The sequence below is a fragment of the Actinacidiphila yanglinensis genome (assembly GCF_900107965.1).
In the GTDB taxonomy this organism is placed as follows: domain Bacteria; phylum Actinomycetota; class Actinomycetes; order Streptomycetales; family Streptomycetaceae; genus Actinacidiphila; species Actinacidiphila yanglinensis.
This window is the reverse complement of sequence record NZ_FNVU01000008.1, coordinates 68617-81267: the sequence shown is the minus strand read 5'-3', so window position 1 is coordinate 81267 and position 12651 is coordinate 68617. Positions and strand designations below refer to the sequence as shown.

The following is a 12651-nucleotide window of genomic DNA, read 5'->3' as shown; positions in this document are numbered from 1 at the left end:
ACCACGTCCGACACCGCCTCGGCTGACCACGTCGATCGACTCTCCTCAGCGCAGCACCGCCGCCAGCAAGTCGCCCCCCAGCTCGGTCAGATCACCCACGTTCACCGTGTACCGGACGTAGCGGCCCTCCCGCCGGGCCGTGAGGAGGCCCGCGCGGCGCAGGATGGCGAGGTGGCGGGACACCTCCGGAGGTGAAAGCTCCCATGCGTGGGCCAACTCGCCTGTGGTGTGCGGGCCTCGGGCCAGGGTGCGCAGCAGCCGCAGCCGTACCGGATGTGCGAGCGCCTCCAGCCGCAGCGTCACCGTTTCCAGCGAGACGGGCTCGGGTGGGCCCGGCTCGGCGACGGGGTACTGCAGCACCGGCTGCCACCCGGGCGCGTGGACCGCCACCAGGTGCGGCCGGCCGAAGACACTGGGGAGGAAGGTGACCCCGGAGCCCTGAGCGGCGGTCGCATTGTCCTGCAACTTGTCCACGATGATGCAGTTGCCGTCCGGCGCCAGGGCGACGGCGCCGGAGATCGACGCGAGCGCCGCCCCGACGCCCTGACGCTTCAGCAGATCGTTCTTCAGCCGCAGGTCGGTGGCGAGTTGTACGGCGACACCCGCCCAGGCGGCGTCGAAGAAGGCCTCGGCGCACTGTTCGAGGGTGTCGCGCACCCGCGCCCGTACGGCGGCCGGGTCCGCAAGCAGGCGTTCCGCGAAGGCCTCCTGGAGCGCACCGCGCGCCTGGGCGAGATCCAGGGCCCGCTCGCGCGCTGTTACGTCGGCGAGGGGCGACGGCGCGGCGAAGTGGACCCGGTTGCTGCCGCACGTGGTGATGAGCGCTGCGGTGACGTAGGTCTCGTCGTCGATCCGGTCCACGTCGTCCAACTCCTCGGCGAGCGTGGGCCGGGGCCGCGCGGGAACCAGGAAGTCGGCTCGTGAGGAACGCCAGAGGAACTCCGCCTCCCTGAGCCGCTCGGCCAGCTCCGGCGGGAGCCCGGCCCAGACGTCCCCGGCCCAGCCGGCGAGCTGCGGGTGGTGCGCGGGTTCGGCCAGCACGTGCAGCATCGCGGTCAGCTCGGCCAGGGGCGAGGCAGCGAATCGCAGCTGCCCGGGCTGCGGGCCGCCGATGCCGATTCTCAACGTCATTCGCCCATTCTCGCTGGTCGGCCGACCGATGGCCGCTTCGGTTGACGGTTTCCGTCAACCGGCATGGCCCGCCCTGCGGCCGAACGCACCGTTGACGCCATGGCAACGACCACCAAGCTCCAGCCGCGCGCCCTCGTCCGTGCCTCCGGAGGCCCCCGCTATGCCGTCGCCCTGGCCGTGGACGCGCTCGGCACCGGCTTGCTGCGGCCCTTCCTGCTGCTCTACGGGGTGACGGTGCTGCGGCTGTCCGCGTCGGTCACCGGCGTCGCCATGACGGTCGGCGTCGTCATGGGCCTGGTGTGCATGCCCGCGGTGGGCCGCTGGCTGGACCGGGGCGCACGCAGCACGGTTGTGGCGGCGTCGATGCTGGTGCGGGTGGTGGGCGTGGCGCTGCTCCTGCTCGCCCCGGCGGGGCACGTCTGGCTGTTCGCGAGTGCGGCGCTCTTCCTCGGCATCGGCAACCAGGCATGGCCCGCCGCCCACGCGGCCCTCGTCGCCACGGTCGTCCACGGCCGCGAACGCGACGCCGCTCTCGCGGGAGGCCGCGCGCTGCGCAACGCCGGCCTGGGCGTCGGTGCCCTCCTCGCCACCGCATGCCTGGCGGGCGGCACCACCGCACTTCAGGCCCTGGCAGCCGTCACCGGGCTCGCCTACCTCGCCGCGGCCGCCTTGGCATGGTCGGTGCACCTGAGCACGCATCCGGCCGCCACCGCGACCACGGACAGGACCGAGGAGCCCGCACCCCGGATGCGCGCGCTGCTGGCCGCCAACGTGGTCTACGTCTTCTGCCTCAACGTCCCCGAAGTCGCCCTGCCTCTGGTCCTGGTGACCCGGCTGCACGCATCCCAGACATGGTCGGGCACCATCTTCGTGGCGAACACGGTGCTGGTGGTCACCCTGCAGGTGCCGGTCACCGCCCTGCTGTCCCGCTTCTCCCGGCGAGCCGTGCTGGCGTTCGCGGGCGTGGTGATCGCGGCGTCCTACCTGGGCTTCCTCGCGGCCACCTCACTGCGCCACGGCTGGAGCGCCCCGGCCGTCGCCATAGTGTCCGTGCTCTGCACCCTCGGCGAGATCATCTACGCGGGCAGCGCCACCGCACTGGTCGCCGCCCTCGCCCCGCCCCACGTCCTGGGCCGCGCCCTCGCTCGTTTCCAGCTCACCACGGGCTTCGGACTCGCCGTCTCCCCGGCGGTCATCACCACCCTCGCCTCCCACGGCGAGACCGCCCTCTGGGCCACCCTCGCCGCCGCAACCCTCCTCGCCGCCGGCGCCGTTGCCCACGAGAAGGACCAAGGAACCCGGCTCACGCGGCGCCGATCCCGTCCTCAAGCGACGCACCGTCCGACCGCGACACCCGACCCGGAGAGGGTTGCCGGTCGGCCCCGGGCCGGCGCCCCCGGCCTCGACGGCCAAGGCGAACACAGTCCTGCCGGTCGGTGACGCTCAGGCCGGTGTCCCGGTCGTGTCCCGCCGACTCCACGAACGGTGTTCACCCGACCTGCGTGCGGGCCGGGGCCGAGGCGGTCACGCCGCCGGGAAGAGCTCGTCGAGCCGCGCGGAGAGCTCGGGGGTCCACTGGAGCCCCAGTGCCTCGTGGATCCCCTGCCACTGGGACTCCTTGCTGACGCCGATGACCGGAGCGGCGACCTGCGGGTGGTTGGCCAGCCAGGCCAGCGCCAGGCCGGCCGGTGTGACACCCTGCTCGGCCGCGAGCCGATCGAACGCCTCCACCCGCTTCATCAGCCCCGGATCACCCAGGAACTCGTCGGTCCGGCGCCCGGTACTGGCCCGGCTGCCCTTCTCCGGTTGCTCGCCCCGGCTGTAGCGGCCCGCGAGGATGCCGTTCGCCAGCGGCGAGTACGCGGTGTACGCCAGGCCCTCGGCCCGCGCGATCGGCAGGACGGACAGGTCGTCACCGCGGACGATCAGCGAGTAGGAGTTCTGGATCAGCTCGGGACGTACGAGACCGAGCCGGTCCGCGGCCTCCAGGGCGGACTCGAGCGCGGGCCGGTCGACGTTGGACAGGCCGTACGCCCGGATGCGGCCGCTCTCCACGGCCGAGCTGAACACGGGGAGCGACTCGGACCACGGCGTGTTGGGGTCGACCGTGTGCGCGAAGTAGAGATCGACCCGGCCCAGGGTGTCGACGCTGTGCTGCAGTTGTCGGGCCACGCGCTCGGGAGACAGGTCGGGGCCGCTGCTCGTGAAACCGGTCTTGCTCTGGATGAGCATGCCGGAGTCCGGCTGTGCCTTGTTCCACACGCCGACCACGCGCTCGCTGTTGCCGCCGGTGTAGACGTCGGCGGTGTCGATGACCCTGAAGCCCTCGGCGACCGCCCGGTCGATCAGGTCGATGCCCTCGGAGTCGGACAGTCCCAGCCCCGGGCCGGTCTGCGTCGCGACTCCGCCGATGATGCCGGTTCCGAGCACGAACCGTCCGAGCTGCGCCCGTCGCTCTGTCAGGGTCGATGCGATCCAGGTCATGGCAGGTCCTCCACGAGAGTCGGCCGCGCAGGCAGTGCGACCAGGCATGCGGGTAGTAAGTACGATTTTCGAACTCACCCCCGGTCCGCACGCTACTCCAGGTCGGTCCGGAAAGCGAACTCGCTCGCCGTGGTGCGGCCCGGGGCTCGGATGTTCCACGCTCCCGGGGGAAGGGCCGGCCGGATCGACGCTGGGAAGGGGTAGTCTGTGGGGGTGAGTCCGGAATCCGAATCGACCAGCCGCACAGCCCCCCGGGTCTGCTCCATCGCCGACGCGCTCGATGTCGTCGGGGAGCGCTGGAGCCTGCTCGTCGTGCGGGAGCTGGGATTCGAGGTCCACCGGTTCAAGGACATCCAGATCAACACCGGCGCCCCCCGGGAGACGCTCGCCCTGCGGCTGCGCAAGCTGGAGGACGCCGGAGTCATCGAGCGCCGCCGCTACAGCGAGCGCCCGCCCCGGGACGAGTACCTGCTGACCGATGCGGGTCGCGCGTTGCTTCCCGTCCTCAGGGCACTGCGGGAGTGGGGGGAACGCCACGTCACCCCGCCCCGGACACTGGACGCCTGACTCGGCTCGCCTGGCGCCGCCAACTGGTCCCGCACGGACGGGACTCGACGTGTGAGCGGTGGAGGGCTGCGGGCGGTGGTCGCCCGGGGAGTGCTGGTTCAAGGGCGACGTGACGACGACAGTCGAGTGGACCGGGCGCCGCACAGGGAAGAGCGGCGTCCGCGAGGAGGAATTCCGTTCGATCGCTGCTCGGGAAGCGGAACCGCGGCCGTCGGGTGGAGCGCGCCTCACGCCGTACGCGGATCGTCCCGGTGGTCGACGTACTCCAGGGAGATCGGGCCGATCGCGGTGACCTGCGTGACGTACTCGCCGGATTTCGCCCAGTGGAAGTGTGCGGTTCCGCTCGGCAGCACCACGACGGCCCCGGGCGGGTACGCCTGCAGCTTGTCCTCGTCGAACTCCTCTCCCAGCCCGATGTAGAAAACGCCGGAGACGACGGTGTACACCCTGTCCTCGTGGTGCCGGTGCGGCATGAGCTTCTCGCCCGCCGGCAGCCTGACCCGCACCACGTACGGATCGGGCTTCGACGTCTCGCCCACCACGACAGCGAGGCGGGCCGCGGGCGGGAATCCGTCGAACGGCTGCCAGTCGATGTCGTGGGGCAGAACCGACCGGAAAACGTCCTGGTCTACCTGGTGCGAGCCCATCCGCGCGACCTTCCTGAGAGCGGGAACGGCGCATCCTTCCCCCACCTTCAGCGTGCGCCTGTCAGCGCGCCGACGCCATCGCAGCCCCGCCGTCGCCACGGCCCGACCGCCGCTGTGCCGCGCCCACCGCCTCGTCCTCGTCGACGAGGTGCTCCCGCCACAAGCGCCCCGATTCCGTCCGGAGGGGTTCGCGCCCCCCGGAACCGCGTGGCCCGGCCGGGAGAGGTCCGAACTGCCCGGTAGGGGCCGGGTGGAACCGGGCCGGGCGAACTCCGGGACGTGTGCGTTCCCGCCCGGGCGCCGCCCGGCCCCCTCCCCACGGCGACCTCCTCAGTGATCCGCGTTCAGCAAGTCGCGCACCGCCCAACCCGCGGACCCCACCCCGTCCTTGCCGCCCTGGACGACCGCGGCCACCGCGATGTGGGAGTCATAGGCGACGAACCAGCCGTTGGTGCTCGAACCGACCTCCGCCGTGCCGGTCTTGGCGCCGCCGTCGATGCCGGACATCCGGGGTGCGGCGGTTCCGCTCTGCGCGGTGGTGCGCATCATCGCGCGGACCGAGGCGGCGGTGGACGACGCGATCGGCCGGGCGGCCGCCTTCTGAGGGATGCCGGGCAGCAGGATCGGCTGGTGGAAGGCGCCCTGGGCGATCGTGGCCGTGACGGACGCCATGGCCAGCGGGTTGGCGATGATGCGGCCCTGGCCGATGGCGTCGCCGGCGCGTTCGTTGCGGCTGCCCGCCGGGTCCGGGATCGCGGCGTCCACGGTGCCCACCCCGATCTTCCAGTCCCCGTCCAGCCCGAAGGTGTCGTCGGCCTCGTTCTTGAGGTCCGTCATGCCGAGGTGGTTGTCGGTCATGCGGATGAACGCGGTGTTGCAGGACATGGCGAAGTCCTGGGTCATGGTCGAGCCGGTCGCCGACTCGTTGTCGACGTTGTGGAAGGTCTGGCCGTTGACCAGCACCGTGGGCGTGCACTCCGCCGCGCTCGACGGTGACAGGCCGCCCCTGTCGATCAGGGCCGACGCCGTGATGAGCTTCATGGTGGAGCCGGGGGCGAGCGCGCCGGACAGCGCGGTGGTGCCGGAGGTGTCGGCGATCGCCTTGATCTGTCCGGTGGCCGGGTCGATGGCGACCAGCGCGGTGGGCTTCCCGGAATTGTGGCTGTCCCGGACCGCCTGCTCGGCGGCCGCCTGGAGCCGGGAGTCGAGCGTGGTGCGCACGACGACCGGCTTCGGCCCGGAGAGGGTCTTGAGCACCTGCACCGTGCTGCCGCTCTCGGAACGGATCAGGATGCCGCTGCCCGCCGTGCCCTTGAGCGCCTTCGAACGACTGCTGGCGACCGCGTTGATGACCGACGCGACCGCGGGATGCGCGGAGGCGTCCAGCGCGGTGCCGTCCGCGGTGGTGACCTTCACCTGGGTGGTCGGGATGGACCCGACGGCCAGGTTCTGGCCGTCGTGCAGGTCGGGGTGGAGCACGCTGTTCTGCCAGTGCACCTTCGGGTCGCCGCCGGTCCGCCGGACGACGAGCGAACCGTCGTAGGACCAGGCGGTCTTGCCGCTGTCGACCCGCAGCGCGGCGTGGAAGCGCACCAGGGTGTCGTCCGGGTGCGACGGGTCGCTCCGGGTGGCCGGAGTGATCCGGCTGAACGCCAACCCGCTCTCCCCAAGGCCGTCGTGGTAGTCCTGCAGCGCCTTCGCCGACAACGCGGGGCTGTCCGTGTCGCGCGCCGCCTTGTCGACGTCCCCCGCCGCCCACGAGGTCAGAAACCCGCGGGCGAGGGAGCCCGGGGTGGGTGTGCCGTCCTTGCCGACGACGGCGTGCACCACGGCGTACGCGCCGTATCCCGCCACCAGCAGGATCACGACCGCGGCCACGGCGACCGCGGCGCCCCCTCGTCTCCTGCGCCGTCTTCCGTGCGAACCCATGGTGTGCATGGTCATGCCGATTCCCTCCCTCTGGCACGACGCCGTCCCGAGTCCCCTGGACGAGCCGCCCTGCCAATGCCCTGAGCCGTCGACGCGGACACCGCCCGCGCGCACCCCAGGGCGGGGGAATCCCCGCACATGGGTGCGGGGGGAGTGAATCACGGTCGCTCCCCCCGCGGTGCGACACGACGCATCGGGCCGGGGGTGGGCCCGGTGGCGCGTGCTTCGCCAGTGAAGTCGGACATCCGGCCGATGTCGAATATGCTCTTGATGCCCGGCCGATTCGTGAACGATATCGATGCAGTTCAGGAGGTCTCTTGCTCACCGAAAGGCATCTGGAGATCTTCCTCGCGCTCGCGGAGGAGGAGCACTTCGGTGCCGCCGCGCAGCGCGTGGGCATCACGCAGCCCCCGCTGTCGCAGGGACTGCGGCGGCTGGAGGCGCTGCTCGGCGTGCGGCTGTTCGACCGGGGCCGCGGGGTCGCCCTCACCGAGGAGGGCGAGCTGCTGCTTCCCCACGCGCGCACCGCGCTCGCCGCCCTCGGCGAGCTGCGGGCCGCCGCCGACGCCTGCGAGCCCGCCGGCGGCCGCCGGATCAGGCTCGGCCTCGCCCCCGAGGTGCCGATCCGGCTGGTGGCCGACCTGGGCGCCGCACCCGCACGGGCCGGGGACGGGAGCCGGATCAGCGTCGTGACGGCCCCGACCGCCACCCTGCTCTCCCGGATCGGAAGCGGCCGGCTCGACCTCGCCGTCACCCAGCACCCGGCCGTGCTGGACGGGCTCTCGGCCGGTCCCGTCGTGCTCCTGCCCACCTGGATCCTCTCCCCGTCGGGCCACCCCGCGCCCCGGCACCTGCCCGTCGCGGTCCGCCCCCGCGAGGAGGCGCCGGCGGCGTACGACCTGCTCGTCGACACGCTGGCCAGTCGCGGCCGGCGGGTCGAGACCGTCGTGGTGCCCGACGAGCGCGCCGGGCTCGCGCTGGTCGCGGCCGGTCAGGCCGTGCTCGTCACCGCCGACGGCACGCTGAGCGCCGACGGCGTCGAGCGGCGCAGAGCGGCCGGTCCGGAACTGCCCCTGCGCCTGCGGGTGGTGTGGGGCGCGCGCGCCGCGCGGTCGCCCGAGGTCGTGGAGACCGCCCGGCTGCTGACGGAGACGCTCTCCCGGGAGGCGGCGAAGTGACCGCGGCAGGCGGCGCCCGCACGGTGGAGCAGGCCATCCGCGACATGTTCGCGGACGCCGGTGTCCGCGGCTGGCTGCACGCGTCGGACCTGGACCGGCCGGACGCCCGGGTGACGATCGACCCCGAGCACCCCGCACCGATGGGCTCGCTCTACAAGGTCCCGTTGATGGCGGCGTTCTGCCGGCTCGTGGACGCCGGGGCGCTCGACCCGCGCGCCCGGGTGACCCTGGAGCCCTCCGACCACGTGCCCGGCCCCACCGGCATCTCGCTGCTGCGCGACCCGGTGTCCGTGTCGCTGCGCGACCTGGTGGTCCTGATGATGACGATCTCCGACAACACCGCGGGAGACGCGGTGCTGCGGGAGGTCGGTGCGGAGGCGGTCGAGGAGGTCTGCCGTGATCTCGGCATGTCCCGCACGCACATCGAGGGGGGCACGGCGCGGGCCTGGTCCCAGCTCGTCACCGAGACGGGCACCCGGTCGCTGGGCGACGCCATCGCCCGCATCTCCGACAACGACGCCACCATCCCCCCGCGCGTCTACGACCCCCTGTCCAAGGCGTCCGGCACCCCCGCCGATCTGGGCCGGCTGCTGCGGGCGATCTGGACCGACCGGGCCGCGTCCGCGGCGAACTGCGCGTTCATGCGCGAGATCATGGGCCGGCAGGCGTGGCGGCACCGGCTGGCGTCCGGTTTCCCGTACGACGACGTGACCGTGTCGGGGAAGACGGGCACCTTCGGGGCGATGCGGCACGAGGCGGGGGTCGTCGCGCTCCCCGGCGGCGGCACGTACGTCGTGGCCGTCTTCACCCGGGCGGCGCGCGTCGACCACCGGCTGCCGCGCGCGGACGCCGTCATCGGGGCGGCCGCCCGCGCCGCCGTGGAGGAACTCGCCCGCGGCCGCGACGGGTAGCGCGGGGGACGCCCCGTCGGCCCCGGGGAAGCACCCTCGTGGAGCGGCCGCGCCAACGGGCGGGACACACCGGGGTGCGTCCCGCCCGCTGTCGTGCAGGGGCCGGCTGTGTACGGCGCGAGTGCCGGCCGGCGCCCGATCAGTTCAGCGAGGCGGCGAACAGGTGCATCCCCGGCAGGTTCGGCAGCGTCACGTACGCGAGTTGCTTGCCCGCGGTGACGGGCACGGACGTCGCGTAGAGGCTGACCTGGTGCGGCCCGCTCCCGCCGGGCGGCTGGTTCCAGTCGTCCATGGTGGCCACGAGGGTGTCCCCAGCGGAGGGCGAGTTGGCCCACCAGTCGGCCAGCGCGACCGTCGCCGTCGAGGTGCTCCCGTCGGTGTAGGTGAGGGTGACGTTCCCGCTCTGGTTGCCCGGTCCGCCCGCGCCGAGCAGGTCGAGCCTGCTGCCGCTGCCGGACAGCGCGATCACCTGCCCCTGCGTCGCGATGTTGTCGGGCTTCCCGGGCGCGACGTCCGGCCAGGTGAAGGTGGCCGCGCCGGAGGTCACCGAGCCGCCGGGCGTGATGCCCGCCGTGGCCAACTGCTGGGCGGAGAAGCTGTAGCCGGAGCCGTCGAAGTTCGCCGACCCCGGGTCGGAGTCGTCGCTGATGCCGGTGTTGTCGAAGGCCGCGGACCAACCCGCGTACGGCGTAGTGACGTTGGCGACGGCCTGGGCGACCTTGCCGTGACCCACCTGCGCCTCGTCGAAGGCGGCGTCCAGCGTGAGCTGCGCCGAACACGGCGAGGCGGTGGCCGGCGCGGTCACGTCGAAGGTGAGCGGGGTGGTGGAGTGCGGGCCGGCCGTCCTGATCCGGACGCTGCGCGGGCTGACGCTCCATCCGGCCTGCACGCCCGGCGTGACCGTCACGTCGCTCACCGGCACGTCGGCGTCGTTGACGAAGCTGCCGGTCACCGTCATGTGCTGCGCGGGGACGATGGACGGCGCCTGCAGGGTGACGCCCTGCGAGTCGTAGGAGCGCACGACCCGCACCGACGCGACGGCGGGCAGGTGTTGCGAGGAGTCGCCGACCAGCAGGCCGTAACCGCCGTCGGCGATCTGCCAGTTCCGGGTGGTCTCGTTCCAGGTGCGGAAGTCGGAGGCGGGCACGTCGAAGGTGACGCGGCGGGTCTGGCCCGGTGCGAGGCTCACCTTCTGGAAGGACTTGAGCTGCGCGGGCGGCTCGCCCGTTGCCGCGGGGTCGCGCACGTAGAGCTGCACGACGTCCGAACCGGCCCTGCTGCCGGTGTTGGTCACGTCCACACTGGCCCGGACCGTGCCCAGCGACGTGGTGGTGGGCGCGGAGACCTTGAGGGCGCCGAACCGGAACGACGTGTAGGACAGGCCGTAGCCGAACGGGAACAGCGGGGCGATGTCCTTCGCGTCGTACCAGCGGTAGCCGACGTCCAGGCCCTCGGAGTACTCCACCTTCCCGTCCGTGCCCGGCCACTGGGCGGCCGTGGACGCCGGGACGTCCGCCAGGCTCTTCGGGAAGGTCACGGGCAGCTTGCCCGACGGGTCGACGTCGCCGAACAGCAGCGACGCGATCGCGTTGCCGTCCTCCTGGCCGGGGTACCACGCCTCGAACACGCCCTTCACCGAGTCCAGCCACGGCATCGTGACCGCGGAACCGGTGTTCAGCACGACGACGGTGTTCGGGTTGACCGCCGCGACGTCCTCGATCAGCGTGTTCTCCTCGGCGGGCAGGTCGATGTCCTGCAGGTCGCTGCCCTCGGCCTCGAAGTCGCCGGCGAAGACCACCGCCACGTCGGAGGACCTGGCCTCGTCGACCGCCTGCTGCAGCGCGGTGCCGGGCCCGCCGGGCGGCTGCCAGCCCAGGTCCAGCAGCGAGCCGCCGCCGTCCTGGTAGTAGTCCACCTCGATGCTGACCGGCTGACCGGCCGTCAGCGTGACCGTGCCGGTCTCCGTGGTGCCGCCCTGGTCCCGCCAGTTGTCGATGACCTGCTTCCCGTCGACGAGCAGCCGGCTGCCGTCGTCACTGGTCACCGAGAAGGTGTACGTCCCCGTGCTGGGCGGGGTGAGGGTGCCGGTGTACGCCGCGGACCAGCCGCTCGCGGGCACCGAGGGCGCCGGCGGGCCGCCGTTCCAGTCGAAGTCCACCTGCGCGGTGTTGCGCGTGGTGAGCGGGTCGCCGGACAGGGCCGTGCCGTTGTAGTAGGTGCCCGTCAGGCCGCTGCCGGAGCCGGAACTCGGCGCCAGGGCCGACGACGGCACGGGCGGCAGGGCGCCGTAGAGGCTGTCGCCGGGCGCGTACCGCACCGTGGTGCCCTTGCCGGCGCGCGCGGCGATGCCCTCGTACGGCGTGACGACGGAGTCGGCGGTGACGGCCGCCGAGCCGCCGCCGGCGGTGAGCGCGTCGGGTCCGGCCTCGCGGCCGATCACGGCGATGGAGGACGTGCCGTCCTTGGCGGCGCCGCCCGCTGACGTGCCCTTCGCCGGCGTGCCCTTCGACGACAGCGGCAGCAGACCGCCGTCGTTCTTCAGCAGGACGGTGCCGTCCTCGGCGACCTTCCTGGCGACCGCGACGTGCGCGGGCGTCGTCACCACCGAACTCGGGCTGCCGGTCGGCGGGTTGGTGAACAGGTGGTACTGGAACATCGCGGTGAGGATCGGCCGCACCAGGCCGTCGATGTCGGCGGTCGACACCTGACCGTCCGCCACGGCCTGCTTGAGCGGGGCACCGTAGAACGACCCGGAGGGCATCTCCATGTTCATCTGCGCATCGGCGGAGGCGACCGTGGAGTGCGTCGCGCCCCAGTCGGAGGTGACGAAGCCCTTGTACCCGAGCTGGTCCCGCAGCACCTGCGACATGATGTACGGGTCCTGGCAGGCGGGTTGGCCGTTGATGAAGCTGTAGGAGCACATGATCGACGCGGGCTTCGCCTGCTTGATCACGCTCGCGAACTGGGAGAGGTAGATCTCCTGCTCGACCCGCTGGTCGATGATCGCGTCGTCGTCGGAGTTGTTGCGGTTCGCCTCCTGGTTGTAGACCGCCCAGTGCTTGAGCTGGGCCATCTCCCCCGTGGCCTGGATGCCGTCGACGTCGGCGGTCCCGATCTGCCCGGCCAGGTACGGGTCCTCGCCGTACGACTCGAAGGCGCGGCCCCACCGCGGGTCGCGGACGATATTCACGGTCGGCCCGAGGTCGACGTCGTCGCCCTTGCCGAGCTGCTCGCTGCCGACGACGTCGCCGTACTGCCGGGCCAGGCCCTGGTCCCACGTCGCCGCATCGGCCACGGGCGCCGGCAGCTGGGTCACGCCGGTCATCTGGTGCCCGACGCCCGCGGGGGAGTCGTCGAGCGTCAACTTCGGTATGCACAGGCGCGGGACGGCCGGCACCGTACCGGCGTAGTCGCTGCTGTTGTCGCCGTGCAGCTCGCCGAGCTTCTCGTCCAGCGTCATGCGGCCCAGCAACTGGTCGATCCGCTGGTCGACGGGGGCGTGCGAGGTCACCCAGGGGCAGGGGGACGACGTCGCGGACGCGGACGGCGCCGCGTGCGACGGTCCGGCCTGGGTGAGGAGGGCGGCGGACAGGACCGCGACGGTGAGCGCGGAGATGCGTCTGCGACGCCGTCGGGTCGAAGTGGTGCGCATGTGACTCCCTTGGCCTGATGGGCCGTTCGACATCGTTGTCGAAGCCGGACGACGGGACCATAGAAGCCGCACAGGCTACGGTCAACGGCTGCGACGGGAGTCGCCCGCACGGAGCGTCGGGCGGGCGGGGGAATGGCGCGGGTGGGGGCGCG

9 protein-coding genes are annotated in these 12651 nt (G+C 72.7%); 4 read left to right on the top strand and 5 right to left on the bottom strand.

Annotated elements, in window-relative coordinates; translation table 11 throughout:
* Window positions 1-45: 45 nt before the first annotated feature.
* Window positions 46-1131 carry a helix-turn-helix domain-containing protein gene (locus C4U44_RS19740; protein WP_103887187.1) on the bottom strand — a complete coding sequence of 362 codons (1086 nt, stop codon included), beginning with the start codon at window positions 1129-1131 and terminating at the stop codon, window positions 46-48.
* Window positions 1132-1230: 99 nt separating this feature from the next.
* On the opposite strand from C4U44_RS19740, the gene C4U44_RS19735 reads away from it, so the two are divergent.
* A complete protein-coding gene (locus C4U44_RS19735; RefSeq protein ID WP_103887186.1) occupies window positions 1231-2571 on the top strand; it encodes an MFS transporter in 1341 nt (446 codons plus the stop codon).
* An 84-nt stretch (window positions 2572-2655) separates the two neighbouring features.
* Here the strand turns inward: C4U44_RS19735 and C4U44_RS19730 are convergent, their stop codons facing one another.
* Window positions 2656-3615 carry an aldo/keto reductase gene (locus tag C4U44_RS19730; protein ID WP_160145065.1) on the bottom strand — a complete coding sequence of 320 codons (960 nt, stop codon included), beginning with the start codon at window positions 3613-3615 and terminating at the stop codon, window positions 2656-2658.
* Between the two features lie 213 nt (window positions 3616-3828).
* Between C4U44_RS19730 and C4U44_RS19725 the strand changes: the two genes are divergently transcribed.
* Window positions 3829-4182: a winged helix-turn-helix transcriptional regulator gene (locus C4U44_RS19725; RefSeq protein WP_103887184.1), complete on the top strand. Its 354-nt coding sequence runs from the start codon at window positions 3829-3831 to the stop codon at window positions 4180-4182.
* Between the two features lie 227 nt (window positions 4183-4409).
* Here C4U44_RS19725 and C4U44_RS19720 read toward each other — a convergent pair whose 3' ends face one another.
* Both C4U44_RS19720 and C4U44_RS19715 read right to left on the bottom strand, forming a co-directional pair.
* Entirely contained in the window at window positions 4410-4829 is a 420-nt protein-coding gene (locus tag C4U44_RS19720; protein WP_103887183.1) for a cupin domain-containing protein, read from the bottom strand.
* A gap of 330 nt (window positions 4830-5159) precedes the next feature.
* Complete coding sequence (locus C4U44_RS19715) at window positions 5160-6773, bottom strand: penicillin-binding transpeptidase domain-containing protein (protein WP_103887182.1); 1614 nt, start codon at window positions 6771-6773, stop codon at window positions 5160-5162.
* Between the two features lie 302 nt (window positions 6774-7075).
* Here C4U44_RS19715 and C4U44_RS19710 point away from each other — a divergent pair, with 302 nt between their 5' ends.
* Both C4U44_RS19710 and C4U44_RS19705 read left to right on the top strand, forming a co-directional pair.
* On the top strand, window positions 7076-7936 hold the full coding sequence (locus C4U44_RS19710) for a LysR family transcriptional regulator (protein ID WP_103887181.1): 861 nt from the start codon (window positions 7076-7078) through the stop codon (window positions 7934-7936).
* Window positions 7933-8847 carry a serine hydrolase gene (locus tag C4U44_RS19705; RefSeq protein WP_235032201.1) on the top strand — a complete coding sequence of 305 codons (915 nt, stop codon included), beginning with the start codon at window positions 7933-7935 and terminating at the stop codon, window positions 8845-8847. Before C4U44_RS19710 ends, C4U44_RS19705 begins: the two co-directional genes overlap by 4 nt.
* Before the next feature lie 139 nt (window positions 8848-8986).
* On the opposite strand, the gene C4U44_RS19700 is transcribed toward C4U44_RS19705, so the two are convergent.
* Window positions 8987-12499 carry a glycoside hydrolase family 3 C-terminal domain-containing protein gene (locus C4U44_RS19700; RefSeq protein ID WP_160145064.1) on the bottom strand — a complete coding sequence of 1171 codons (3513 nt, stop codon included), beginning with the start codon at window positions 12497-12499 and terminating at the stop codon, window positions 8987-8989.
* Between the last annotated feature and the right edge of the window lie 152 nt (window positions 12500-12651).